Genomic DNA, 24,370 nt, shown 5'->3' on the forward strand with positions numbered 1-24,370 from the left:
TTGCGGAGCGGGGCGATCAGCCGCCGCGGCGCATCAGGTCGAAGAACTCGGAGTTGCTCTTCGTCTGGCGGATCTTGTCGAGCAGGAATTCCATCGCCTCGACTTCGTCCATGTCGTGGATGAACTTGCGCAGCACCCAGATCTTTTGAAGGATCTCGGGCTTGATCAGCATTTCTTCGCGGCGCGTGCCCGACTTGTTCAGGTTGATCGACGGATAGACGCGCTTTTCCGCGAGACGGCGCTCGAGGTGCACTTCCATGTTGCCGGTGCCCTTGAACTCTTCGTAGATCACGTCGTCCATGCGGCTGCCGGTTTCGATCAGCGCGGTGCCGATGATCGTCAGCGAGCCGCCTTCCTCGATGTTGCGCGCCGCGCCGAAGAAGCGCTTCGGGCGCTGCAGCGCGTTCGCGTCGACACCGCCGGTCAGCACCTTGCCCGACGCCGGGATCACGGTGTTGTATGCGCGTGCCAGACGCGTGATCGAGTCGAGCAGGATCACGACGTCGTGCTTCATTTCGACGAGGCGCTTGGCCTTCTCGATCACCATTTCGGCGACCTGCACGTGACGCGTGGCCGGTTCGTCGAACGTCGACGCGATCACTTCGCCGGCGACCGAGCGCTGCATTTCGGTCACTTCCTCGGGGCGCTCGTCGATCAGCAGCACGAACAGGATGACGTCCGGATGGTTCTGCTTGATCGCATGCGCGATGTGCTGGAGCATCACGGTCTTGCCCGACTTCGGCGACGCGACGAGCAGGCCGCGCTGGCCCTTGCCGATCGGCGCGATCATGTCGATGATGCGGCCCGTGACGTTTTCCTCGCCGCGCATTTCGCGTTCGAGCGACAGCGGCTTGTTCGGGTGCAGCGGCGTGAGGTTCTCGAACATGATCTTGTGTTTCGAGGCCTCGGGCGGCTGCCCGTTGACTTTGTCGACCTTCACCAGCGCGAAGTAGCGCTCGCCGTCCTTCGGCGTGCGGACTTCACCTTCGATGGTGTCGCCGGTGTGCAGGTTGAAGCGGCGGATCTGCGACGGGCTGATGTAGATGTCGTCGGTGCTCGCGAGGTACGACATTTCCGGCGAGCGCAGGAAGCCGAAACCGTCCGGCAGCACTTCGAGCGTGCCGTCGCCGAAGATCGTCTCTCCCGTCTTGGCGCGCTTTTTGAGAATGGCGAACATCAGCTCCTGCTTGCGCAGGCGGTTCGCGTTTTCGATCTCCAGGCCATTGGCCATTTCGATCAGTTCGGACACGTGCAGAGACTTGAGCTCGGATAAATGCATACGGAGAACCCGCCAGGGAGGAGAAGCGACGAAAAGAAATAAGGGAGGAGGGCGAGCGGAAGCGCTCTGAGACTTAATGCGTCTTGTAGACGTTTTTTGATTCTAGCATACGCCGATTCGCGCCTGAGCGGCCGATCGGCGGCTTGACGGCGGACGTGTTGTCGGTTGACAACACGTCCGCGCGACGGCCGGTATTACAGGTGGCTGTCCAGGAATGCGGTGAGTTGCGACTTCGACAGCGCGCCGACCTTCTGCGCGGCGGCCGCGCCGTTCTTGAACAGGATCAGCGTCGGGATGCCGCGCACGCCGAATTTCGCGGGCGTTGCCTGGTTGTCGTCGACGTTGATCTTCGCGATCTGCAGCTTGTCGCCGTAGTCCTTCGCGACTTCGTCGAGGATCGGGGCGATCATCTTGCACGGGCCGCACCATTCGGCCCAGAAGTCGACGAGCACGGGCTTGTCGGATTTGACGACGTCCTGTTCGAACGATGCGTCGCTGATGTGTTTGATCTGTTCGCTCATTGGGTCAATACCTCTTACGGTTCGGGGACTGCCTGCTCGGCGCGTTGCGGCGCTCCGGCGGCCTCGTCGGCTGCCGGCCGCTGCGGCAGGTCACTCCGCTCCCCGGAAGGAGGGGCGTAAGCGCTGCATGGCGCGGCTCGCGGGTCGTTCGGGCGTCATATTAGCCTAAATTGCTATCTGCTGCGGGCGGCGATAGTAGCCGCTACGCGAGTAGGGGTACGACGCGCCGTTCGACCACTGCCCTCCGAAGGTGGAGGCTGGCGTACGAAATACAAGAGACGCCGATGGTTGCGATACATCCGCAAGTTCGCGCCGGATCGGCCTGCCCGCAGCGCGTCGGTTTGTTCGATCTTTCGCGTTGTTGCGAACAAACGGTCGCATTCGGGCAGAAGCGGTGATAGAATATGCCGTGACGGGCCTCCTCGCATGGTGGGGCGGTGAACCTGGTCAGGTCGGGAACGAAGCAGCCACAATCGTTTTCCGCCAGTGCCGAGGGTCGGGCTCGTCACCTTCCTCTTGCCCCGTTCGCCGGGCATTTTTTATTTCTGCATCATTCTCCGTTGTTTCGTGCGCGTTGCCCGTTTTCGGCACCGTTTCGCGTGTCGGCGCGACGCAGCGTTACTGATACAATTTCCCGATGACCTATCAAGTTCTCGCACGCAAGTGGCGTCCGAAGGATTTCGCTTCGCTCGTCGGCCAGGAGCACGTCGTCAGGGCGCTCACGCACGCGCTCGACGGCGGGCGTCTCCATCACGCCTATCTGTTTACCGGAACCCGCGGCGTCGGCAAGACGACGCTGTCGCGGATCTTCGCGAAGGCGCTCAACTGTGAAACCGGCGTCACGTCGCAGCCGTGCGGCGTGTGCCGTGCGTGCCGCGAGATCGACGAAGGCCGCTTCGTCGATTACGTCGAAATGGATGCGGCGAGCAACCGCGGCGTCGACGAAATGGCCGCGCTGCTCGAGCGCGCGGTGTACGCGCCCGTCGATGCGCGCTTCAAGGTCTACATGATCGACGAAGTGCACATGCTGACGAATCACGCGTTCAACGCGATGCTGAAGACGCTCGAGGAGCCGCCGCCGCACGTCAAGTTCATCCTCGCGACCACCGACCCGCAGAAGATTCCCGTCACCGTGCTGTCGCGCTGCCTGCAGTTCAACCTGAAGCAGATGCCGGCCGGGCACATCGTGTCGCATCTCGAGCGCATCCTCGGCGAAGAGCGGATCTCGTTCGAGCAGCAGGCGCTGCGCCTGCTCGCGCGTGCCGCCCAGGGCAGCATGCGCGATGCGCTGTCGCTGACCGATCAGGCGATCGCCTATTCGGCCAACGAAGTGACCGAAGCGGCCGTGTCGGGCATGCTCGGCGCGCTCGACCAGACCTACATGGTGCGCCTGCTCGATGCGCTCGCGGCCGCCAATGGCCCGGAGATTCTCGCGATCGCCGACGAGATGTCGCTGCGCAGCCTGTCCTTTTCCACCGCGTTGCAGGATCTTGCGAGCCTGCTGCACCGGATCGCGTGGGCGCAGTTCGCACCGGGCTCGGTCCTCGACGAATGGCCGGAAGCGGCCGACCTGCGCCGCTTCGCGGAGACGCTGAGCCCCGAGCAGGTGCAGCTGTTCTATCAGATCGCGACGGTCGGACGCGCGGAGCTCGGCCTCGCGCCGGACGAATACGCCGGCTTCACGATGACGTTGCTGCGGATGCTCGCGTTCGAGCCGACCGTCGGCACCGGCACCGGCAGTGCGCCGGGCGGTCAGTCGGCCGTGCCGCGTGCCGCAACTGCACCTGCGCCGCGCGTGGCTGCGGCCGCGTCGGCGGCACCCAAGCCGTCTTCCGTGCCGGCAGCCGCCGAGCCCGCAGCACGCCCGCAAGCGGCCGCGCCGGTTACGCCGGCCGTTCCGGTCGCTGCGGTTGCGCGTGCGTCCGGCGATGCAGCGGCTTCGCCTGCTGCGCAGCCTGTCCCGACGCAGGCTGCGCCTGCTGCCGCAGCGCCGGTCGCGCCGCAGCCGGAAGCGGCCCCGGCGCCGCAGGCGGCGCCGGCAAGCGATGCGCTGCCCGCCGTCCGCAACGAACCCGAAGCGCCTGCCGCCGCCAAGCGCAACGACGAACCGGCCCCGGCTGCCGAACCGGCGCCGCGTGCTGGCCCGGCCGAGCCGGCCGTGCGCCCGGCGGCCCGTGGCGGTGCGGCCGCCGCACTCGACGTGCTGCGCAATGCCGGCATGCGCGTGTCGTCCGACCGCTCGCGGGCGGGCGTCGCGCCGAAACCGGCGGCGGCCCCGCCGGCCGCTGAGAAACCGGCGGCATCGCGACCCGCCGTGCAGGTGCCGACGCCGCGCGCTGCGGCCCGCGCGCCGCAGCCGGCCGACACGCGTCAGGCCCCGCCGCCGTGGGAAGACATCCCGCCGGACGAATACGTGCCGCTCAGCGCGGACGAGATGTTCGGCGGCGCGGCGGACGACGGCTTCGTGCCCGTGTTCGACAGCGGCCCCGACGACGTGCGCATTGCGCCGAAGCCGGCGGAGGCGCGCCCGTCCGCGCCGGTCGACACGCGTCCGCTGCCGCCCGCGATCGCGCTCGATCCGGTCGGCTTCGACGGCGAATGGCCGGCGCTGGCCGCGCGGTTGCCGCTGAAGGGCGTCGCGTATCAGCTCGCGTTCAACAGCGAACTGACGGCCGTCGACGCGACGACGTTGAAACTGTCCGTGCCGGTGCCGCAGTATGCGGACGCCGCCCAGGTCGCGAAGCTGAAGGCCGCCCTGGCCGACGCGCTCGGCAAGCCCGTCGAGGTCGCGGTCGAGGTCGGGCCCGCGCGGCGCACCGCGGCGGCGCTCGACGCGGCCGCGCGGGCGGCACGCCAGCGCGAGGCCGAGCAGGACATCCATGGCGATCCGTTCGTCCAGCAACTCGTGCGTGACTTCGGTGCGCGCATCGTCGAAGGCTCGGTGCGGCCGCTCGCCGATTCGGCGCCGGACGGCACGCCGCCGACGCTGCATTGAACGAATCGCACCGCGACAGGCACAATCACGCCCGCACACATTGACCGGCACGCGCCGCGTGCCGGTTTTCACACGATCAAGAAGGAGTATTCCCATGTTGAAAGGCAACCTCGCCGGACTGATGAAGCAAGCGCAGCAAATGCAGGAAAACATGAAGAAGATGCAGGAGCAGCTTGCGCAGATCGAAGTCGAAGGGCAGTCGGGTGCGGGCCTCGTCAAGGTGACGATGACCTGCCGTAACGAAGTGCGTCGCGTGGCGATCGACCCGAGCCTGCTCGCGGACGACAAGGACATGCTCGAGGATCTGGTCGCGGCCGCGTTCAACGATGCCGTGCGCAAGGCCGAGGCGACGTCGCAGGAAAAGATGAGCGGCATGACGTCGGGCCTGCCGCTGCCCCCGGGCTTCAAGCTGCCGTTCTGAGCGCAGCGTCCGTTCAGCCCGATCCGTTCGTTCAGCTTTCAGCCGCCGTATGAAACAGCCGTCCGCCCTGTCAGCGCTCGTCGAAGCGCTGCGCGTATTGCCCGGCGTCGGGCCGAAGTCCGCGCAGCGCATGGCGTACCACCTGATGCAGCACGATCGGGAGGGCGCGGAGCGGCTCGGCCGGTCGCTGCTGTTCGCGACCGAGCACCTGCAGCACTGCGAGAAGTGCAACACGTTCACGGAAGCGCAGATCTGCGAGGTGTGCAGCGACGAGGAGCGTGATCCGACGCTGCTGTGCGTCGTCGAAACGCCGGCCGACCAGATCATGCTCGAGCAGACGATGACGTATCGCGGGCTGTACTTCGTGTTGATGGGGCGGCTCAGCCCGCTCGACGGAATCGGTCCGAAGGAAATCCATTTCGATCGTCTCGTGCGGCGCGCGTCCGACGGGATCGTCAAGGAGGTCGTGCTCGCGACCAACTTCACGAACGAGGGCGAGGCCACCGCGCACTACCTCGGCCAGACGCTGAAGGCACGCGGGCTGGCGGTCACGCGCCTCGCGCGCGGCGTGCCGGTGGGCGGCGAGCTCGAATACGTCGACGCGGGCACGATCGCCCGCGCGATGCTCGACCGCCGGACGATCTAAGCCGGGCGCCGCCGGCCGGCGGCGCCGTTCCTCATGTCAGGGAGACACATGAGCACCAGCCAGGGCCCCCTCGCGGGCGTCAAAGTGCTCGAATTCGGGACGCTGATCGCGGGGCCGTTCGCGTCGCGCCTCTTTGCCGAATTCGGCGCGGAAGTCATCAAGATCGAGGATCCGAATGGCGGCGACCCGCTGCGCAAGTGGCGCAAGCTGTATCCGGAGCAGGGCGGCACGTCGCTGTGGTGGTCGGTCCAGGCGCGCAACAAGAAATCGGTCACGCTCAACCTGAAATCCGATGCAGGCAAGACGATCGCGCGGCAACTCGCGCGCGAGGCCGATATCGTGATCGAAAACTTCCGCCCGGGGCTGCTCGAGAAGCTCGGCCTCGGCTACGACGTGCTGTCGGCCGACAACTCCGGTCTCGTGATGGTGCGCCTGTCCGGCTACGGGCAGACGGGCCCCTACCGCGACCGCCCGGGGTTCGGCGCGATTGCCGAATCGATGGGCGGGTTGCGTCACATCACCGGTTATCCCGACCTGCCGCCGCCGCGCATCGGCATCTCGATCGGCGACTCGATCGCCGCGCTGCACGGCGTGATCGGCGGGCTGATGGCACTTCACCACCGCAAGGTGAATGGCGGCGCGGGGCAGGTGGTCGACGTTGCGCTGTATGAAGCGGTGTTCAACATGATGGAAAGCGTGGTGCCCGAGTACGGCGTGTACGGGATGGTGCGCGAGCGCACCGGCGCGTCGCTGCCGGGCATCGTGCCGTCGAACACTTACGCGTGCCGCGACGGCAGCATCGTGATCGGCGGCAACAGCGACCCGATCTTCAAGCGGCTGATGAAGGCGATCGAGCGCGACGACCTCGCCGGCGATCCGGCGCTTGCAAGCAACGACGGACGCGTGCCGCGCACCCGGGAAATCGACGATGCGATCGCCGCGTGGCTCGCACCGCGCACGATCGACGAGGCGCTCGTCGTGCTCAACGCGGCGGACGTGCCGGCCGGGCGCATCTACAGCGCTGCTGACATGTTCACCGATCCGCAGTTCGTCGCGAGGCAGATGATCCAGCGTTTCAAGCTGGCCGACGGCACCGACATTCCGCTGCCGAACATCACGCCGAAGCTCTCCGACACGCCGGGCGAAACGCGCTGGCTCGGGCCCGAGCTCGGCGCGCATACGGACGAGGTGCTGCGTGGCCTCGGCTACGACGCGCAGCAGATTGCCGCGCTGCGTGAGGCTGGCGCGATCTGAGTGTGACGAGGCCGGGCGCGTCGCGCCGGGCTTTCGCGAGACGGCGTCTCCGGAGAGGCAACCCTTCGGGCCGGAAAACGCAGGCCGGCGCAACGTCGTCTCGCACGCGCGCAACGCCGGCCCGCAATGCGGCGGCGCACCGCGCGCACGTCGTGCGTTTCGGCCTGCGCGCAGCCGCCGGACTGTCGCTCTCGCGCCATCTTTCCTCGGTTACAATCGCCGGATGCGAATCCTACTCAGCAACGACGACGGCTATCTCGCCCCCGGTCTCGCCGCGCTCAGCGACGCGCTGCAGCCGCTGGCCGACCTCACGGTGATCGCGCCCGAGCAGAACTGCAGCGGCGCATCGAATTCCCTCACGCTGTCGCGGCCGCTGTCGGTGCAGCGCGCGGCGAATACGGGTTTCTTCTACGTGAACGGCACGCCCACCGATTCGGTGCACGTCGCGTTGACGGGGATGGCCGACGCGAGGCCGGACCTCGTCGTGTCCGGGATCAACAACGGCCAGAACATGGGCGAAGACACGCTCTATTCAGGGACAGTTGCAGCCGCCACCGAAGGCATCATGTTCGGCGTGCCGGCCATCGCGTTTTCGCTGGCCGACAAGGGCTGGGCGCATCTGGCGGATGCGGCGCGCGTCGCCGCGGAAATCGTCGAACACTATCTTGCGCATCCGCTGCCCGGTCATCCGTTGCTGAACGTCAATATTCCGAATCTGCCGTACGACGAACTGAAAGGCTGGCAGGTCACGCGTCTCGGCAAGCGTCACCCGTCCCAGCCGGTGATTCGCCAGACCGACCCGCGCGGCGAGCCAATCTACTGGATCGGTGCCGCGGGTGCGGCGCTGGACGCGAGCGAGGGCACTGATTTTCACGCCGTCGCAAACGGTTTCGTATCGATCACGCCACTGCAACTCGATCTCACGCATACGCAAATGCTGCCTGCAACGCGCGAATGGGCGCGTGCAGGAGGGCGGGCTTCATGAGCGGCGAGCGCGCGAAGCGGTTTCCGCTCGCGCTCGAAGATCTCAAGCGAGCGCCACGCAAATCGGAAGGTCGGGCCGGCGATCGCCATGCGGCGGGCGTGGTGGCGAAGGCCGTCGACAAGTCCGCCGCCGTGCCGAAACCCGTGGCGGTGAAGGCCGGCATGGCCCGCACGGTGTCCGGCACGACCACCGCGAAGCCTGCGAGCGCGCCGAAACCGACCGCGCCGAAGCCCGCGATGCCCAAGCCGGCCGCGCCGAGCGTCGCGCCGGCCGGTACGTTCGCGCTGACGTCGGAACGTGTGCGCGAGCGCATGGTCGAACGCCTGCGCGCGAACGGCGTCACCGACGCGCGCGTGCTGGATGCGATGGCCGCGGTGCCGCGCCACATGTTCGTGGATCCCGGGCTCGCGACGCAGGCGTACGAGGATGCCGCGCTGCCGATCGGCCACCAGCAAACGATTTCAAAGCCGTCGGTCGTCGCGCGCATGATCGAGCTCGCGATGGCCGGCCGCACGCTTGAGCGCGTGCTCGAGATCGGCACCGGTTGCGGCTACCAGGCCGCGGTGCTCAGTCACGTGGCGCGCGACGTGTATTCGATTGAACGCATCAAGCCGCTCTACGAGCGCGCGAAGCTGAACCTGCGGCCGCTGCGCGTGCCGAACATCCGTCTGCATTACGGCGACGGGCGTGTCGGCCTGCCGGCAGCGGGCCCGTTCGACGCGATCGTGATCGCGGCGGCGGGGCTCGACGTGCCGCAGGCGTTGCTCGAGCAGCTCGCGATCGGCGGGCGGCTCGTCGCGCCGGTCGGCGCGCAGAGCGGGCAGCCCCAGGTGCTGACGCTCGTCGAGCGCGTCGCGCACGCGCAATGGCGGGAGTCGCGGCTTGATCGCGTTTTCTTTGTCCCTTTAAAATCCGGAGTGATTTGAAACCGATGAGTATGTTGCGCGCGATGCAAAACAACCGAACCAGGGAACCGCTCACGTTCGCCCAGCGCGCGATCTGTGTGGCTGCGTTCTCCACGCTACTGGCCGCCTGTGCGACGCGGCTCGACAACGCGCCCGTCGTCGATCGCTCCGGCGCACTGGGCACGACCGCCGCCGCGCAGCCGGCGGTGCCGCTCGGCCCGCCACCGCCCGGCTTCTACCGCGTGAAACCGGGCGACACGCTGTACCGGATCGCACTCGAAAACGGGCAGAACTATCGCGACATCGCCGCGTGGAACAATCTGGCGAACCCGAACCAGATCGAAGTCGACCAGTTGCTGCGCGTCGCGCCGCCGGGCGGTGCCGCAGTGGCCGGCTCGCCGGTCGCCGCGCCGATCGCCGGCGCCGCCGTCGCGACCGCACCGCTCAGCAGCGGTCCCGCCACGCCGGCCGCTGGCTCGTCGTCCGCGGTCACGCCGCCGGCTGCCGCCGCATCGAGCGACACGGCTGCCGCGCCGAGCGGCCCCGTGACGTTTGCATGGCCCGTGCGCGGACCGGTGCTGAACGGTTTCGACGACGCGAAGAACAAGGGCGTCAATATTGGCGGCACGTCGGGCGAGGCCGTGAAGGCGGCGGCCGACGGCCGCGTCGTCTACTCGGGCAATGGCCTGCGTGGCTACGGCAATCTCATTATCATCAAACACGATGCAACTTACCTCACGGCGTATGCACACAATCGCGCTTTGATGGTAAAAGAGGGGGACGCGGTAACGAAAGGGCAAAAGATCGCCGAGATGGGTAACAGCGATGCCGACCGCGTGATGCTGCATTTCGAGGTTCGCCGTCAGGGTAAACCTGTCGATCCGCTGAAGTATTTGCCGCCTCAATAACCGAGACGACCATGCCGAAATCGAAGCGCCACGAGCCGCAAGCCGAGTCTGAGAAGATCAGTCGTGCCACGCAAGCATCGGTGGAGCGAGCTGGCGCTTCGACGGACGACGAAGACGACGTCGCGGAAAACGAACGTGATCTCGAGGCACGCGACGCCGAAGCGGACGGCGACGACGAGCACGAAGGCCGCGCGGAAGCCGCGCCCGACGTCGACGATTTTCGCGCATTGCTGCAGGCCGAACTCACGGCCGACACGATCCAGCATTACCTGAATCGCATCAGCGTGAAGCCGCTCCTGACCGTCGAGGAGGAGCAGCGCTATTCGCGTCTCGCGAAGGCCGGCGAATTCGAGGCACGGCAGGTGATGATCGAGCGCAACCTGCGTCTCGTCGTCAGCATCGCGAAGGGCTACCTGAACCGCGGCGTGCCGTTGCTCGACCTGATCGAGGAAGGCAACCTCGGCTTGATGCATGCGATCGAGAAATTCGATCCGACGCGCGGCTTTCGTTTCTCGACCTATGCGACGTGGTGGATCCGGCAGAGCATCGAGCGGGCGATCATGAACCAGGCTCGCACCGTGCGCCTGCCCGTGCACGTCATCCGCGAACTGAACCAGGTGCTGCGCGCGAAGCGCCACCTCGAAAAGAATTCGATGTCGACGGGCGAGGCGGCAGAGCGCCGCGAAGCCAGTATCGACGACATCGCCTATCTCACCGGCAAGACCGCCGAGGAAGTCACCGACATCCTCGCGCTCAACGAGCACACGGCGTCACTCGACGCACCGCTCGATCTCGATCCCGCGAGCAGCCTGCTCGACCTGCTGCCCGACGACCAGAGCCAGTCGCCCGATGCCGAGGTGCAGCACCGCGAACTCGAGACGCTCACGCGCGCGTGGCTGTCGCGTCTGTCCGACAAGCATCGGCACGTGATCGAGCGCCGCTTCGGCTTGAACCACATCGAACCCGCCACGCTCGAGGAGCTGGCCGACGAGATGGGCCTCACGCGCGAACGCGTGCGACAGATCCAGCAGGAAGCGCTGGTGCGCCTCAAGCGGTTCTTTGCCTCCAACGGCGTGCGCAAGGACGCCGTTCTGTAACTGATGACTCCGATTCTCGTTTTTGACATCGAGACCATTCCCGATGTCGACGGCATTCGCCGTCTGGAAGATCTGCCCGCGACGCTCGACGATGCCGCGGTGGCCGAACATGCGTTCGCCGCACGTCGCGAGAAGACGGGCAGCGATTTTCTGCCGCATCACCTGCAGCGGATCGCGGCGATTTCCTGCGTGTTCCGCGACAACAACGGTTTTCGCGTGCGCTCGCTCGGCACGCCGCAGGACAACGAGGCGACGCTGGTCCAGTCGTTCTATCGCGTGATCGAGAAATACACGCCGCAGCTCGTGTCGTGGAACGGCGGCGGCTTCGACCTGCCGGTGCTCCATTATCGTGCGCTCGTGCACGGCATCCCCGCGACGCGTTACTGGGATCTGGGCGAGGACGACCGCGACTTCAAATGGAACAACTACATCTCGCGCTATCACTCGCGGCACACCGATCTGATGGACGTGCTCGCGATGTATCAGGCGCGCGCGAATGCGCCGCTCGACGCGCTCGCGAAGCTGTGCGGCTTTCCGGGCAAGCTCGGGATGGACGGCAGCCAGGTGTGGCCCGCGTTCCAGGACGGCCGGATCGAGGAAATCCGCAACTATTGCGAAACGGACGTCGTCAATACTTACCTGCTGTATTGCCGATTCCAGCTGATGCGCGGCGGCCTGACGCCGAGCGAGTATGCCGACGAGATCCTGCTCGTGAAGAACGCGCTGGCACAGGAGCCCGCGTCGCATTGGGCCGAATATCTGGCCGGTTTCGACGTGTGACGCGGGCGGCCCGCGCTGCGGCAGCGATCAGTTGAGTTCGAGCACGACGGGCTGGTGATCCGACGCGCGCAGGCCTGCGTCGATCTCGCAGCGCGTGACCCGTGGCAGCAGCGTATCGGTCACGAACACGAAATCGCACGTGAGCGGTCCTTCCGACCATTGCGCCGTGTCGTAGACGCCGGCAGTCGGCGGCGGCGTGCAGCCCGGGTGGCGGGCAACCCACGCATCGACGAACGACGGCGCGTCCGCGAGCGGCGCCAGCATGCGCTGGTACGCGTCGCTGCCGAACGCGCTGTTGAAATCGCCGCAGACGATCGCATCGCGCGGCTGGTTGGTCGCACTGAACGGGCCCGTCGCATTTTCCGCCGGCGCGGGCCGATCCGCGTGGGCGCAGGCTTCGCGGTGCCGGTCGCGCAACGCATCGACCTGCGCGAGTCGCTGGCGCGCCGAATAGAATTCGAGGTGCGTCGTGACGACCCGCAGCGAGCCCGACGGCGTCACCACCTCGACGTCGAGCGCGACACGCGGCATCGACGGCGCGCCTGCGTCGGCCGGCCATGGCAGCAGTTGGCGCAGTACGCGCCGAACGGGCAGCCGGGTGGCGATCGCATTGCCGAACTGGCGGCGCGGCGCGCCGGGTTCGAGCGCCGGCAGGTCGGCGCCGATCGCGTCGACGACCGTATAGCCCGGGAGCAACGCCGCCAGTTCGGCGAACTGGTCGGGGCCCGGCCGGCCGGGCAGTGCGCCGAAGCCGCGCGTGACTTCCTGCACACACAACACGTCGAAGTCGCCGAGCTGGCGGGCGGCGGCGATGGTGCGCGGGAGATCGACGACGCCATCGGCGTCCCGACCCCATTGAACATTCCAGTCGATCAGTCTCATGGTCGAGTCTCCTGAGTCTCGTGCGAGTGAGCAGGGCTTGTGCCGCCCGGTGGCCTGCGAGACGCCGCGCATGCAGGTGCCGACAGCGCCTTCGTGCATCACGCGATGCGGCAGACGTATCCGTATCGATGCTTGCGCGACGAAAGCGGGCGGTGCGGGCTTTCGTCGTCTACAATCTCGCCTTCTTCAACGTTTTGTCAGGAAAAGCTGGTGTCCGAAGCCGTCCCCACTTCTGCGCGCAAATCGAAAAATGCGCCCGTCGCGCCCGGGCCTGCCCCGGTTCTCGAGATCGAATCGCTCGACATGGAAGCGCGCGGTGTCGGCCGCACGGCGACCGAGGACGGCTCGCCCGGCAAGGTGATCTTCGTCGAAGGCGCGCTGCCCGGCGAGCGCGTGACCTATTCGAGCTATCGGCGCAAGCCGAGCTACGAGCAGGCGACCGTTGTCGATATTCTGCGCCCGAGCGTGCTGCGCACGCAGCCGAAGTGCGAATTCTTCGGCACCTGCGGCGGCTGCTCGATGCAGCATCTCGACATGCGCGCGCAGGTGGCGATCAAGCAGCGCGTGCTCGAGGACAACCTGTGGCACCTGTCGAAGCTGCGCGCCGAAACGGTGTTCGCGCCGATCCACGGCCCGTCGTGGGGCTACCGCTATCGTGCGCGCCTGACCGTGCGCAACGTCGCGAAGAAGGGCGGCGTGCTGGTCGGGTTTCATGAAAGGAAGAGCAGCTATGTCGCCGACATGACGAGCTGCGAAGTGCTGCCGCCGCACGTGTCGGCGATGCTCGTGCCGCTGCGTCGGCTGGTGGAAGGGCTGTCGATCCGTGACCGGATGCCGCAGATCGAGCTCGCGGTCGGCTCGCAAGTCACGGCGCTGGTGCTGCGCGTGCTGGAGCCGATCAACGCGGACGACGAAGCGCTGCTGCGCGCGTTCGCCGACGAGCACAAGGTGCAGTTCTGGCTTCAGCCGAAGGGCCCGGACACGGTCACGCCGTTCTATCCGCTCGACGTGCCGCTCGACTACACGCTGCCGGAGTTCGGTATCCGCATGCCGTTCAAGCCGACCGACTTCACGCAGGTCAACCATCAGATCAACCGTGTGCTGGTGGGCCGCGCGCTGCGCCTGCTCGCGCCGTCGCGCGACGATCGCGTGCTCGACCTGTTCTGCGGGATCGGCAACTTCACGCTGCCGCTCGCGCGGCTGTCGCGCGAGGTGATGGGCATCGAAGGCAGCGAGACGCTGACCACGCGCGCGCTGGCGAATGCGCGCGAGAACGGCGTCGACGGCCACACGACGTTCGCGTGCCGGAACCTGTTCGAGGTTACGGGTGACGACCTTCGTGCGCTCGGCGCGTTCGACAAGTTCCTGATCGACCCGCCGCGCGAAGGCGCGCTCGCGGTGTCGAAGGCGCTGGCCGAAATCGCGCAGAGCGGCGAAGGCCCGCTGCCGAAGCGTATCGTCTACGTGTCGTGCAATCCGTCGACGCTCGCGCGCGATGCAGGGCTGCTCGTGCACGAGGCCGGCTATCGGCTGAAGGGCGCCGGGGTCGTGAACATGTTCCCGAATACGTCGCACGTCGAGTCGATCGCGCTGTTCGAGCGGGACTGAGCGGACGGGCGGTGGACGTAAAAAAACCGGCCTTCGAGGCCGGTTTTTTCATGGGAGGCAGCGACCGTCAGTTGCGGTTGCCGCCGAAGATGCCGAGCAACGCGAGCAGGTTCGTGAACACGTTGTACAGATCGAGGTAGATCGCAAGCGTGGCCGAGATGTAGTTCGTCTCGCCGCCGTTCACGACGCGCTGGACGTCGAACAGCATGTAGGCCGAGAAGATCGCGATCGCAAGCACCGACACGGTGAGCATCAGCGCCGGCAGTTGCAGGAAGATGTTCGCGACCGACGCAAGCAGGATCACGATCACGCCCATGAACAGCCACTTGCCTAGCCCCGAGAAGTCGCGCTTGCTGACCGTGGCGATCGTCGCCATCGCGGCGAAGATGATGCCGGTGCCGCCGAACGCGAGCATGATCAGCGACGGGCCGTTCGAGAAGCCGAGGATGAAGCTCAACAGGCGCGACAGCATCAGGCCCATGAAGAACGTGAAGCCGAGCAGCACGAATACGCCGGCCGCGCTGTTTTTCGTTCGCTCGATCGCGAACATGAAGCCGAACGCTATCGCGAAGAACGCGAGCAGGCTCATCATCGGGCTCGTGGCCGCGAACAGCGAGAAGCCCGTCGCGACGCCGACCCATGCCCCCAGCACCGTCGGCACCATCGACAGCGCGAGCAGCCAGTACGTGTTCCGCAGCACGCGATTGCGAAGCTCCGCGGTGCTGACGGAGCCGCCGCGGCCGAAATTGTACGGATAGTCGTTCATGGTTTCTCCTAACATTGAACGCGTGGGCGTCCGGGGCCGGTTCGGCGCACGCGGTGTGCGGCGCAGCAAACCGGAGCAGCTATGGCTAAGATACGTTCCGTGCCTCGAGGTTTCAATGGCCGCGCGGCGCAAAAACATATGGATTCTGAACCTTTCATTCGTGTAAGGGTTCAATCGCAATGATACACGGGATCGTGCTACAATAGCGGATTCATTTGAACCTGTAACTTCTTAATTTCTTGGAGTTTTTATGGCAATCGAGCGCACCCTGTCGATCATCAAGCCGGATGCGGTGGCAAAGAACGTGATCGGCCAGATCTACAGCCGTTTCGAAGGCGCCGGCCTGAAGATCGTCGCATCGCGCATGGCACACCTGTCGCGTGCGGACGCAGAGAAGTTCTACGCAGTTCACGCGGCACGTCCGTTCTTCAAGGATCTCGTCGATTTCATGATCTCGGGCCCGGTGATGATCCAGGTTCTGGAAGGTGAAGGCGCGATCCTGAAGAACCGCGACCTGATGGGCGCGACGGATCCGAAGAAGGCGGAAAAGGGCACGATCCGCGCCGACTTCGCCGACAGCATCGACGCGAACGCCGTGCACGGCTCGGACGCTGCCGAAACGGCCGCGGTCGAAATCGCGTTCTTCTTCCCGGAAATGAACGTCTACTCGCGCTAAGCCCTGGCTGGCAATACGTAGGCAGGATTCAGCGCACGCGGCAAGGCAGCACATCATGACGAGCGAAACTTCCGTCAATCTTCTCGACTTCGATGCCGAGGGCCTTGTCGCGTACTGCGGCAGCCTCGGCGAGAAGCCGTTCCGCGCCAAGCAGTTGCAGCGCTGGATCCATCAGTACAACGCTGCCGATTTCGACGGCATGACCGATCTCGCGAAGTCCCTGAGAGAAAAGCTCAAGGGCCGTGCGTCGATCGTGATGCCCGATATCGTCAGCGATCACGTTTCCACCGACGGCACGCGCAAGTGGCTGATCGACGTCGGAAACGGCAATGCGGTCGAAACCGTTTTCATCCCGGAAGAGACGCGCGGCACGCTGTGCGTGTCGTCGCAGGCCGGGTGTGCGGTCAACTGCCGCTTCTGCTCGACGGGCAAGCAGGGTTTCTCCCGCAACCTGTCGACAGCCGAAATCATCGGCCAGCTCCGGATGGCCGAATTTGCGCTGCGTGCGTCGCTCGGTCGCGCACCCGGTCCGAACGGCAAGGCCGAGCGGGTCGTCACCAACGTGGTGATGATGGGCATGGGCGAGCCGCTGCTGAATTACAGCGCGGTCGTGCCCGCGATGCGGCTGATGCTCGACGACAACGCCTACGGGCTGTCGCGCCGCCGCGTCACCTTGTCGACGTCCGGCGTGGTGCCGATGATGGACCGCCTCGGCGCCGAACTGCCGGTTGCACTCGCCGTTTCGCTGCACGCGCCAAACGACGCGTTGCGCGACGAGCTGGTGCCGCTCAACAAGAAGCATCCGCTTCGCGAGCTGATGGCTGCGTGCCAGCGTTATCTGAAAGTTGCGCCGCGCGACTTCATTACTTTCGAATACTGCATGCTCGACGGCGTCAACGACACCGAAGCGCATGCGCGCGAACTGCTGGCCGTCACGCGCGACGTGCCCTGCAAGTTCAACCTGATCCCGTTCAATCCGTTTCCGGAGTCGGGCCTCATCCGCTCGAAACCGGAGCAGATCAAGCGCTTCGCACAGGTCCTCATCGACGCGGGTGTCGTCACGACCGTGCGCAAGACGCGCGGCGACGACATCGACGCCGCGTGCGGCCAGCTGGCCGGCGCCGTGAAGGACCGCACGCGCCTGGCGGAGCGAACGGGCGCAGCAGCAAAAATCATCGAGATTCGGGCGGTTTGACGGGGATGCCCGGACTTTTTGGCGGTACAACACGCGAATAGCGATCGGTCGCGGTGCCTCTGCGCCGCGCATGATATGGACGGTTGCGGGAGCCGGCGGCGCCCGCCAGTGAAGAAGAATCGACGCGAGGACAAGGATGAGTGAGCCGCAGCCGACAAACGGCGCAGAGACGAATGCCGCGAAGCCGGCGCAGGCAGGGCTTGAATCGCTGGCGGCCGTCGGCAGCCGGCTGGCGCAGCTCCGGGAAGCGAAGGGCTGGACGGTCGACGACGTGTCGGCGCGGCTCAAGGTCGCGCCGCAGAAGCTGCGTGCGCTCGAGGCAGGCGATATCAGCCATTTGCCGGGCGTGACGTTCGCGCTCGGTGTCGTGCGCAGCTACGCGAAGATGCTCGGTGTCGATCCCGAGCCGTTTGCGCAGGCATTGCGCCGGGAGCGCGGGGTGCCGGAAGTCGATCTGTCGATGCCCGCGTCGTCGGGCACCGATCTGCCGCGCGGCCGCGTGTCGATTCCGCTCGGCGGCTCGTCGCGCCATCACCCGTGGCTGTGGGGAACGGCGATCGTCGTCGTCGCGGTGATCGCGGTACTCATGTGGCACACTGGCGGCGACTCGTCGAGCTGGCTTGCGCGCTTCAAGGGCGGCGCCGAGACCGAACACGCATCGGCGGCGAGCGCGCCGGCGGCGTCTTCCGCCGAAGAGGCGGCCGCGGGCGGCGCATCGACGGCCGCCGGCAACGAAGTTCCGGCGCAGGGCGCAGCGTCCGCCTCGGCGCCGGCCCCGACGGCCGCCGTACCTGCGTCGCAACCGATCGTCGCGACGGCAGCGGCGAGCAGCGCGGCCGAGTCGGCGCAGCCCGCGAGCGTCGTCGTGGCGGCAGGCCAGTCGATGGTCGAACTGAAGGTCAAGCAGGATTGCTGGTTCAGCGTGCGCGACAAGAACGGCAAGGAGCTGTTCTCGGCGCTGGTGCGGGCCGGCGAAACGAAGCAGGTCGCCGGCGACGGGCCGTTCAAGGTCACGATCGGCAACAAGGCCGGTCTCGATACGGTCGCGTTCGACGGAAAACCTGTCGATCCGGCGAAATATTCGGCAGCGCGGGGTAACGTGGCGCGGTTCACGTTGCCCTGACGTCAAGCGCCGTGACGCAGGCCCGTCCTGGACGGGTCGCTGGGGCACGGCGCTATTTCAATTCATGCGCCGCCTTGCGGCGCATTCCGCGTAAATGGATCTATCGATGCAATCCGAAGCTCAATCCCCACGCAGCAGTCAGATTTGTTCAACCGAGCCGGTGTTCGGCGGGCATCAGCCGCGTCGCGTGTCGCATGCGGTGGATGTTCGCTGGGGCGGGCAGCTCGTGACCATCGGCGGCAATGCGCCGGTGCGCGTGCAGTCGATGACGAATACCGACACGGCCGACGCGATCGGCACGGCGATCCAGATCAAGGAGCTCGCGAATGCGGGCTCCGAGCTGGTGCGCATCACGGTCAATACGCCGGAGGCGGCCGCCGCCGTGCCGGCGATCCGCGAGCAGCTCGACCGGATGGGCGTGACCGTCCCGCTCGTCGGGGATTTCCACTACAACGGGCACCTGCTGCTGCGCGACTACCCGGGTTGCGCGGAGTCGCTGTCGAAGTACCGGATCAACCCGGGCAACGTCGGTCAGGGCGCGAAGCGCGACACGCAGTTCGCGCAGATGATCGAAGCGGCGGCGAAGTACGACAAGCCGGTGCGGATCGGCGTGAACTGGGGCAGTCTCGACCAGGACCTGCTCGCGCGCATGATGGACGAGAACGCCGCGCGTTCGCAGCCGTGGGACGCGCAGAGCGTGATGTACGAAGCGCTGATCCAGTCGGCGATCGGCTCGGCCGAGCGCGCGGTCGAGCTGGGTCTCGGCCGCGACCGCATCGTGCTGTCGTGCAAGGTCAGCGGCGTGCAGGACCTGATCGCCGTGTATCGCGAGCTCGCCCGCCGCTGTGGCTTCGCGCTGCACCTCGGCCTGACCGAGGCCGGCATGGGCTCGAAGGGCATCGTCGCGTCGACCGCCGCGCTCGGCGTGCTGCTGCAGGAAGGAATCGGCGACACGATCCGCATTTCGCTGACGCCGGAGCCGGGCGCATCGCGCACGGGCGAAGTGGTCGTCGGCCAGGAAATCCTGCAGACGATGGGCCTGCGCTCGTTCGCGCCGATGGTGATCGCGTGCCCGGGCTGCGGCCGCACGACGAGCACGCTGTTCCAGGAACTCGCGATGCAGATCCAGACGTATCTGCGCGAGCAGATGCCGGTCTGGCGCAAGGAATATCCGGGCGTCGAGAAGATGAACGTCGCGGTGATGGGCTGCATCGTCAACGGCCCGGGCGAGTCGAAGCACGCGAACATCGGCATCAGCCTGCCGGGTTCGGGCGAAAACCCGGCCGCGCCCGTCTTCATCGACGGCGAGAAGGTCAGGACGCTGCGCGGTGAGCGGATCGCCGAGGAATTCCAGCAGATCGTCAGCGACTACGTCGCACGCAATTACGGCCGCACCGAGGCCCTGAATTAAATTCGTCCACACACACGAACGATGACTGAACAGAAACGCAAGATCGAGAAGCTCACCGGCGTCAAGGGCATGAACGACATCCTTCCGCAGGATGCCGGCCTCTGGGAGTTCTTCGAAGCTACCGTGAAATCGCTGCTGCGCGCGTACGGCTATCAGAACATCCGCACGCCGATCGTCGAGCATACGCAGCTCTTCACGCGCGGCATCGGCGAGGTCACGGACATCGTCGAGAAGGAGATGTACAGCTTCACCGACGCATTGAACGGCGAGAACCTGACGATGCGCCCGGAAAACACCGCGGCCGTCGTGCGCGCGTCGATCGAGCACAACATGCTGTACGACGGCCCGAAGCGCCTGTGGTACATCGGCCCGATGTTCCGTCACGAGCGTCCGCAGCGCGGCCGCTATCGCCAGTTCCACCAGGTCGGCGTCGAGGCGCTCGGCTTCGCGGGCCCGGACGCGGATGCCGAGATCATCATGATGTGCCAGCGCCTGTGGGACGACCTCGGCCTGACCGGCATCAAGCTCGAGATCAACTCGCTCGGCCTCGCCGAGGAGCGTGCCGCTCACCGCGTCGAACTGATCAAGTATCTCGAGCAGTTCGTCGATGTGCTGGACGAGGACGCGAAGCGTCGCCTGTATACGAACCCGCTGCGCGTGCTCGACACGAAGAACCCCGCGCTGCAGGAAATCGCGCAGAACGCGCCGAAGTTGATCGACTTCCTCGGCGACGAGTCGCGTGCCCATTTCGAAGGGCTGCAGCGCCTGCTGCTCGCGAACAACATCCCGTTCAAGATCAACCCGCGTCTCGTGCGCGGCCTCGACTACTACAATCTGACCGTGTTCGAGTGGGTGACCGACAAGCTCGGCGCGCAGGGCACGGTCGCGGCCGGCGGTCGCTACGATCCGCTGATCGAGCAACTCGGCGGCAAGCCGACCGCCGCGTGCGGCTGGGCGATGGGCATCGAGCGCATCCTCGAGTTGCTGAAGGAAGAGGATCTCGCGCCCGAGCAGGAAGGTGTCGACGTCTACGTGGTGCACCAGGGCGAGACGGCGCGCGAACAGGCGTTCATCGCGGCCGAGCGTCTGCGCGACACGGGCCTCGACGTGATTTTCCACTGCAGCGCAGACGGCGGCCCGGCAAGCTTCAAGTCGCAGATGAAACGGGCCGATGCGAGCGGTGCCGCATTCGCGGTGATCTTCGGCGAAGAAGAGGTCGCGAACGGCACGGTGGGCGTGAAAGCGTTGCGCGGCACGGGCGAGGACGGGGAAAAGAACGTTCAGCAGACCGTAGCGGTCGAAAGCTTGACCGAATTCCTAATCAATGCGATGGTTGCATCCGCCGAAGACGGCGACGACTGATCGCGCTGGCATTCGCTCGACAAGAAAAGCCTGAAAAAGGAAGGAATCGCTCGCCGATGAGTTATCACGACGAACAAGAATCGATTGAAAGTCTGAAGGCGTGGTGGGCCCGCTGGGGCAATCTCACCACGTGGATCGTGCTTGCGGCGCTGGTCGTCGCGGCCGGTTTCAACGGCTGGAATTACTGGCAGCGCCGTCAGGCCGCCGAGGCTTCCGGGTTGTACGAGCAGGTGCAGAAGGCCGCCGCCGCGAACGACAAGGCGACGATGGCCCGCGCGGCCGCCGACATGGAAGACAAGTTCGGCAGCACGCCGTATGCGCAGATGACCGCGCTGACGGCCGCCAAGACGCTGTACGCGGCCGGCGACGCCGCCGGTGCGAAGGCGCAGCTGCAATGGGCCGTCGATCACGCCAAGGACGACGAATACAAGCAGATTGCGAAACTGCGTCTCGCATCGCTGCTGCTCGACGAGAAGGCGTACGATGCGGGCCTCGCGCTGCTGTCCGGCACGCCGGTCGATGCATTCAAGGGCCTCGTGGCCGATCGCCGCGGCGATCTGCTGGCGGCGCAAGGCAAGACCGACGATGCGCGCGCCGCGTACAAGCTTGCGCTCGACGGCCTGTCGCAGGACGACCAGTCCGCGCGTCAGCTCGTGCAGTTCAAGCTCGATGCGCTCGGCGGCTGATCCCGGCCCCCTCAACCTCTTAACTCTGCTTCGCTAACCGATGAATTTGCTGAAACGTTACGCTGTGCCCGTAGCCTGCGCGGCGGCTGTCCTGGCATTGGCGGCCTGCTCGTCGTCGAAGGACGCGCGCCGCGTGCCGACGCCGCTCACCGAGTTCAAGCCCGTCATGGACGTGCAACAGGTCTGGAAGGCGAGCGTCGGCAAGGGCGGGCGCTACCTGTTCTCGCCGGTGGCCGTTGGCGACGCCGTCTTCGCGGCGGGCGAGAACGGTTCGGTCGAGAAGATCGATGCGAAGACGGGCCAGACGCTGTGGCGCACGAAGGTCGGTTCCGACCTGTCGGCCGGTGTCGGCAGCGACGGCAACCTGACCGCGGTCGGCGCGCTGAAGGGCGGCGTGTTCGTGCTGGGCGCGGACGGCAAGCAGCTGTGGAAGACGAACGTGCAGGGCGAGATCTTCTCGCCGCCGCTGGTCGGCAACGGTCTCGTGATCGTGCGCACGATCGACGGCCAGGTGATCGCGTTCAACGCGCAGACGGGCGAGCAGAAGTGGAACTACCGCAACCGCGCGGTGCCGCTGAACCTGCGCGTGTCGGCCGGCATGACGTTCGCCGGCGATGCGGCCGTGCTGGCGGGCTTCCCCGGTGGCGGTCTCGTCGCGATCAACCTGCAGACGGGCGAGCCGTTCTGGCAGACGCCCGTGTCGTTCCCGAAGGGCGTGACCGAAGTGGAGCGCATCAACGACGTCAGCGGTCCGCCGACGCTCGTGGGTGCCGAAACGTGCGCGGTCACGTTCCAGGGTCAGCTCGGCTGCTTCGACGCGAACTCGGGTCGCCCGCTGTGGGAAAAGGCATTCTCGAGCCGCAGCGGCCTCGCGCAGGACGATTCGGTCGTTGCCGGCGGCGACGACTGGTCGGTCGTGTCGGCTTATGATGCGGCGACCGGCAACCAGCTCTGGCGCAACGACAAGCTGAAGAGCCGCGACGTCGGCGTGCCTTACCTGCTCGGCCATGCGGTCGTGATGGGCGACTACCAGGGCTTCGTGCACTTCCTGTCGCGCGAAGACGGCAGCTTCATCGCCCGGATGAAGACCGACGGCAGCGCGATTACCGCGGCGCCGGTCCTGGCGGGCAACACGCTCGTCGTGCAGACGCAGGACGGCGGCCTGTACGGGTTCCGTCCGCGCTGACGCGCCAGGCAACGAGCGCAATCGCGGCGCGGCGGGCTCGTCCCGCGCGCGCGGTTGCGCGACATGAAGGCGGCCGGTGTTCCCGGCCGCTCGGTATTTGAAAGGCAGTTCGAAACGAAAGACGACGGCGCGCAACGCGCGCCCGGCGCGCGCATCCGGCGCGGCGCGAATTCGTGATATTTTCATTCAGCGCAGCCGCCCGCAGCAGCGGGCCTCCCGCTGCTGCGCATCACCGTAGAAAACACAGATGAAACCGGTCATTGCCCTCGTTGGGCGCCCCAATGTGGGGAAATCCACGCTGTTCAACCGGCTCACGCGCTCGCGCGATGCGCTGGTCGCCGACTTGCCCGGCCTGACGCGCGATCGCCATTATGGCGAAGGGCGGGTCGGCGCACGGCCTTACCTGGTCGTCGATACCGGCGGCTTCGAGCCTGTCGCGAAGGACGGCATCCTGCACGAGATGGCACGTCAGACGCGGCAGGCCGTCGAGGAAGCCGACATCGTCGTGTTCATCGTCGACGGCCGTAACGGCCTCGCGCCGCAGGACAAGTCGATCGCCGACTACCTGCGCAAGACCGGCCGTCCGATCTTCCTGGTCGTGAACAAGGCCGAGGGGATGAAGTACACGGCGGTCGCGACGGACTTCTACGAGCTCGGGCTCGGCGATCCGCGCGCGATCTCGGCCGCGCACGGCGACGGCGTGACCGACATGATCAACGAAGCGCTGGAAGTCGCATACGCGGGCCAGCCGGAGGAAGCGGACGAGGACGATCCGTCGCGCGGCATCAAGATCGCGATCGTCGGCCGGCCGAACGTCGGCAAGTCGACGCTCGTGAACGCGCTGATCGGCGAGGACCGCGTGATCGCGTTCGACATGCCGGGCACGACGCGCGATTCGATCTACGTCGACTTCGAGCGCAACGGCAAGAAGTACACGCTGATCGATACCGCGGGCCTGCGACGCCGCGGCAAGGTGTTCGAGGCGATCGAGAAATTCTCGGTCGTGAAGACGCTGCAGTCGATCTCCGACGCGAACGTCGTCATTCTTCTGCTGGATGCGCAGCAGGACATCTCCGACCAGGACGCGCACATCGCCGGCTTCGTCGTCGAGCAGGGCCGCGCGCTCGTGATCGGCGTCAACAAATGGGACGGCCTCGACGACCACGCGCGCGATCGTGCGAAAGCGGATTTGACCCGCAAGCTGAAATTCCTCGATTTCGCGAAATCGCACTACATTTCGGCCGCGAAGAAGACCGGCATCGGCGCGCTGATGCGCTCGGTCGACGACGCGTATGCGGCCGCGATGGCGAAACTGCCGACGCCGAAGCTCACGCGCGCGCTGATCGAGGCAGTCGAGTTCCAGCAGCCGCGTCGTCGCGGCCCGGTGCGTCCGAAGCTGCGCTATGCGCACCAGGGCGGCCAGAATCCGCCGCTGATCGTCATCCACGGCAACGCGCTCGACGCGGTGACGGAAACCTACAAGCGTTACCTGGAAAACCGATTCCGCGAAACTTTCTCACTGACCGGGACTCCATTGCGCATAGAGTTCCGTTCGTCGAACAACCCGTACGCGGACAAGGGCTGAAGCAGGTCCCGCAACGACCAGGCCGCATGGCCTATGCCCGGGCGGGGCATGCAAAATCAGCTATAGTGTAGCGATTGGCGCCGGATCTCTTTTTCTTCG

Annotated in this window: 22 protein-coding genes and 1 other RNA gene; 19 read left to right on the forward strand and 4 right to left on the reverse strand. The window is 66.3% G+C overall.

Going from position 1 to position 24,370, the window contains the following annotated elements; translation table 11 throughout:
• Nucleotides 1-16 precede the first annotated feature (16 nt).
• Together rho and trxA are read right to left on the reverse strand one after the other, a co-directional pair.
• Complete coding sequence (gene rho, locus HW466_RS14855; RefSeq protein ID WP_006478662.1) at nt 17-1,279, reverse strand: transcription termination factor Rho; 1,263 nt, start codon at nt 1,277-1,279, stop codon at nt 17-19.
• 194 nt (nt 1,280-1,473) lie between these two features.
• Nucleotides 1,474-1,800 (reverse strand): thioredoxin TrxA, encoded by a 327-nt coding sequence (gene trxA / locus HW466_RS14860; RefSeq protein WP_006402348.1) that lies wholly within the window; start codon nt 1,798-1,800, stop codon nt 1,474-1,476.
• A gap of 411 nt (nt 1,801-2,211) precedes the next feature.
• On the opposite strand from trxA, the gene ffs reads away from it, so the two are divergent.
• The 10 genes from ffs to HW466_RS14910 all read left to right on the forward strand — a co-directional run bounded on the left by ffs (nt 2,212) and on the right by HW466_RS14910 (nt 11,791).
• An RNA gene (gene ffs, locus HW466_RS14865) (signal recognition particle sRNA small type) lies at nt 2,212-2,310 on the forward strand.
• A gap of 127 nt (nt 2,311-2,437) precedes the next feature.
• Nucleotides 2,438-4,795 (forward strand): DNA polymerase III subunit gamma/tau, encoded by a 2,358-nt coding sequence (dnaX, locus tag HW466_RS14870; RefSeq protein ID WP_176316087.1) that lies wholly within the window; start codon nt 2,438-2,440, stop codon nt 4,793-4,795.
• Between the two features lie 94 nt (nt 4,796-4,889).
• Complete coding sequence (locus HW466_RS14875) at nt 4,890-5,216, forward strand: YbaB/EbfC family nucleoid-associated protein (RefSeq protein ID WP_006755698.1); 327 nt, start codon at nt 4,890-4,892, stop codon at nt 5,214-5,216.
• A gap of 49 nt (nt 5,217-5,265) precedes the next feature.
• Nucleotides 5,266-5,862 (forward strand): recombination mediator RecR, encoded by a 597-nt coding sequence (gene recR, locus HW466_RS14880; protein ID WP_059449881.1) that lies wholly within the window; start codon nt 5,266-5,268, stop codon nt 5,860-5,862.
• A 48-nt stretch (nt 5,863-5,910) separates the two neighbouring features.
• Nucleotides 5,911-7,116, forward strand: coding sequence for a CaiB/BaiF CoA transferase family protein (locus tag HW466_RS14885; protein ID WP_151006440.1), 1,206 nt, complete (start codon nt 5,911-5,913; stop codon nt 7,114-7,116).
• 223 nt (nt 7,117-7,339) lie between these two features.
• Nucleotides 7,340-8,101 carry a 5'/3'-nucleotidase SurE gene (gene surE / locus HW466_RS14890; protein WP_060127618.1) on the forward strand — a complete coding sequence of 254 codons (762 nt, stop codon included), beginning with the start codon at nt 7,340-7,342 and terminating at the stop codon, nt 8,099-8,101.
• Nucleotides 8,098-9,027 (forward strand): protein-L-isoaspartate(D-aspartate) O-methyltransferase, encoded by a 930-nt coding sequence (locus HW466_RS14895; RefSeq protein WP_174906019.1) that lies wholly within the window; start codon nt 8,098-8,100, stop codon nt 9,025-9,027. Before surE ends, HW466_RS14895 begins: the two co-directional genes overlap by 4 nt.
• Before the next feature lie 5 nt (nt 9,028-9,032).
• On the forward strand, nt 9,033-9,914 hold the full coding sequence (locus HW466_RS14900; protein WP_059449877.1) for a peptidoglycan DD-metalloendopeptidase family protein: 882 nt from the start codon (nt 9,033-9,035) through the stop codon (nt 9,912-9,914).
• Between the two features lie 11 nt (nt 9,915-9,925).
• Complete coding sequence (gene rpoS, locus HW466_RS14905) at nt 9,926-11,011, forward strand: RNA polymerase sigma factor RpoS (protein WP_040144287.1); 1,086 nt, start codon at nt 9,926-9,928, stop codon at nt 11,009-11,011.
• 3 nt (nt 11,012-11,014) lie between these two features.
• A complete protein-coding gene (locus HW466_RS14910) occupies nt 11,015-11,791 on the forward strand; it encodes a 3'-5' exonuclease (RefSeq protein ID WP_059449876.1) in 777 nt (258 codons plus the stop codon).
• A 27-nt stretch (nt 11,792-11,818) separates the two neighbouring features.
• Here HW466_RS14910 and HW466_RS14915 read toward each other — a convergent pair whose 3' ends face one another.
• On the reverse strand, nt 11,819-12,673 hold the full coding sequence (locus HW466_RS14915; RefSeq protein ID WP_151005545.1) for an endonuclease/exonuclease/phosphatase family protein: 855 nt from the start codon (nt 12,671-12,673) through the stop codon (nt 11,819-11,821).
• Between the two features lie 210 nt (nt 12,674-12,883).
• Here HW466_RS14915 and rlmD point away from each other — a divergent pair, with 210 nt between their 5' ends.
• Nucleotides 12,884-14,281 carry a 23S rRNA (uracil(1939)-C(5))-methyltransferase RlmD gene (gene rlmD, locus HW466_RS14920; protein ID WP_081084495.1) on the forward strand — a complete coding sequence of 466 codons (1,398 nt, stop codon included), beginning with the start codon at nt 12,884-12,886 and terminating at the stop codon, nt 14,279-14,281.
• Nucleotides 14,282-14,348: 67 nt separating this feature from the next.
• Here rlmD and HW466_RS14925 read toward each other — a convergent pair whose 3' ends face one another.
• The gene (locus HW466_RS14925) at nt 14,349-15,047 is read right to left on the reverse strand and encodes a Bax inhibitor-1/YccA family protein (protein ID WP_151005547.1); all 699 of its coding nucleotides are present in this window, start codon (nt 15,045-15,047) and stop codon (nt 14,349-14,351) included.
• Nucleotides 15,048-15,297: 250 nt separating this feature from the next.
• On the opposite strand from HW466_RS14925, the gene ndk reads away from it, so the two are divergent.
• From ndk to der, 8 genes are all read left to right on the forward strand, one after another.
• On the forward strand, nt 15,298-15,723 hold the full coding sequence (gene ndk, locus HW466_RS14930) for a nucleoside-diphosphate kinase (protein WP_006478674.1): 426 nt from the start codon (nt 15,298-15,300) through the stop codon (nt 15,721-15,723).
• Between the two features lie 55 nt (nt 15,724-15,778).
• Nucleotides 15,779-16,918 (forward strand): dual-specificity RNA methyltransferase RlmN, encoded by a 1,140-nt coding sequence (gene rlmN, locus HW466_RS14935; RefSeq protein WP_151005549.1) that lies wholly within the window; start codon nt 15,779-15,781, stop codon nt 16,916-16,918.
• A 136-nt stretch (nt 16,919-17,054) separates the two neighbouring features.
• Nucleotides 17,055-18,041, forward strand: a complete 987-nt coding sequence (locus HW466_RS14940) for a helix-turn-helix domain-containing protein (protein ID WP_174906020.1) — start codon at nt 17,055-17,057, stop codon at nt 18,039-18,041.
• Nucleotides 18,042-18,147: 106 nt separating this feature from the next.
• On the forward strand, nt 18,148-19,452 hold the full coding sequence (ispG, locus tag HW466_RS14945) for a flavodoxin-dependent (E)-4-hydroxy-3-methylbut-2-enyl-diphosphate synthase (RefSeq protein WP_059449871.1): 1,305 nt from the start codon (nt 18,148-18,150) through the stop codon (nt 19,450-19,452).
• A gap of 21 nt (nt 19,453-19,473) precedes the next feature.
• A complete protein-coding gene (gene hisS / locus HW466_RS14950; protein WP_151005240.1) occupies nt 19,474-20,814 on the forward strand; it encodes a histidine--tRNA ligase in 1,341 nt (446 codons plus the stop codon).
• Nucleotides 20,815-20,870: 56 nt separating this feature from the next.
• Entirely contained in the window at nt 20,871-21,500 is a 630-nt protein-coding gene (locus HW466_RS14955) for a tetratricopeptide repeat protein (protein WP_059449869.1), read from the forward strand.
• Nucleotides 21,501-21,540: 40 nt separating this feature from the next.
• The gene (bamB, locus tag HW466_RS14960; protein WP_060348417.1) at nt 21,541-22,686 is read left to right on the forward strand and encodes an outer membrane protein assembly factor BamB; all 1,146 of its coding nucleotides are present in this window, start codon (nt 21,541-21,543) and stop codon (nt 22,684-22,686) included.
• A 247-nt stretch (nt 22,687-22,933) separates the two neighbouring features.
• Nucleotides 22,934-24,271 carry a ribosome biogenesis GTPase Der gene (gene der, locus HW466_RS14965; protein WP_059449867.1) on the forward strand — a complete coding sequence of 446 codons (1,338 nt, stop codon included), beginning with the start codon at nt 22,934-22,936 and terminating at the stop codon, nt 24,269-24,271.
• Nucleotides 24,272-24,370 lie beyond the last annotated feature (99 nt).

This window comes from Burkholderia territorii (genome assembly GCF_902833055.1).
GTDB lineage: Bacteria > Pseudomonadota > Gammaproteobacteria > Burkholderiales > Burkholderiaceae > Burkholderia > Burkholderia territorii.

Coding starts and splice junctions, on each gene's coding strand:
- rho (WP_006478662.1), bottom strand. CDS start 1,279: ATGCATTTATCCGAGCTCAAGTCTCTGCACGTGTCCGAACTGATCGAA.
- trxA (WP_006402348.1), bottom strand. CDS start 1,800: ATGAGCGAACAGATCAAACACATCAGCGACGCATCGTTCGAACAGGAC.
- dnaX (WP_176316087.1), top strand. CDS start 2,438: ATGACCTATCAAGTTCTCGCACGCAAGTGGCGTCCGAAGGATTTCGCT.
- HW466_RS14875 (WP_006755698.1), top strand. CDS start 4,890: ATGTTGAAAGGCAACCTCGCCGGACTGATGAAGCAAGCGCAGCAAATG.
- recR (WP_059449881.1), top strand. CDS start 5,266: ATGAAACAGCCGTCCGCCCTGTCAGCGCTCGTCGAAGCGCTGCGCGTA.
- HW466_RS14885 (WP_151006440.1), top strand. CDS start 5,911: ATGAGCACCAGCCAGGGCCCCCTCGCGGGCGTCAAAGTGCTCGAATTC.
- surE (WP_060127618.1), top strand. CDS start 7,340: ATGCGAATCCTACTCAGCAACGACGACGGCTATCTCGCCCCCGGTCTC.
- HW466_RS14895 (WP_174906019.1), top strand. CDS start 8,098: ATGAGCGGCGAGCGCGCGAAGCGGTTTCCGCTCGCGCTCGAAGATCTC.
- HW466_RS14900 (WP_059449877.1), top strand. CDS start 9,033: ATGAGTATGTTGCGCGCGATGCAAAACAACCGAACCAGGGAACCGCTC.
- rpoS (WP_040144287.1), top strand. CDS start 9,926: ATGCCGAAATCGAAGCGCCACGAGCCGCAAGCCGAGTCTGAGAAGATC.
- HW466_RS14910 (WP_059449876.1), top strand. CDS start 11,015: ATGACTCCGATTCTCGTTTTTGACATCGAGACCATTCCCGATGTCGAC.
- HW466_RS14915 (WP_151005545.1), bottom strand. CDS start 12,673: ATGAGACTGATCGACTGGAATGTTCAATGGGGTCGGGACGCCGATGGC.
- HW466_RS14925 (WP_151005547.1), bottom strand. CDS start 15,047: ATGAACGACTATCCGTACAATTTCGGCCGCGGCGGCTCCGTCAGCACC.
- ndk (WP_006478674.1), top strand. CDS start 15,298: ATGGCAATCGAGCGCACCCTGTCGATCATCAAGCCGGATGCGGTGGCA.
- rlmN (WP_151005549.1), top strand. CDS start 15,779: ATGACGAGCGAAACTTCCGTCAATCTTCTCGACTTCGATGCCGAGGGC.
- HW466_RS14940 (WP_174906020.1), top strand. CDS start 17,055: ATGAGTGAGCCGCAGCCGACAAACGGCGCAGAGACGAATGCCGCGAAG.
- ispG (WP_059449871.1), top strand. CDS start 18,148: ATGCAATCCGAAGCTCAATCCCCACGCAGCAGTCAGATTTGTTCAACC.
- hisS (WP_151005240.1), top strand. CDS start 19,474: ATGACTGAACAGAAACGCAAGATCGAGAAGCTCACCGGCGTCAAGGGC.
- HW466_RS14955 (WP_059449869.1), top strand. CDS start 20,871: ATGAGTTATCACGACGAACAAGAATCGATTGAAAGTCTGAAGGCGTGG.
- bamB (WP_060348417.1), top strand. CDS start 21,541: ATGAATTTGCTGAAACGTTACGCTGTGCCCGTAGCCTGCGCGGCGGCT.
- der (WP_059449867.1), top strand. CDS start 22,934: ATGAAACCGGTCATTGCCCTCGTTGGGCGCCCCAATGTGGGGAAATCC.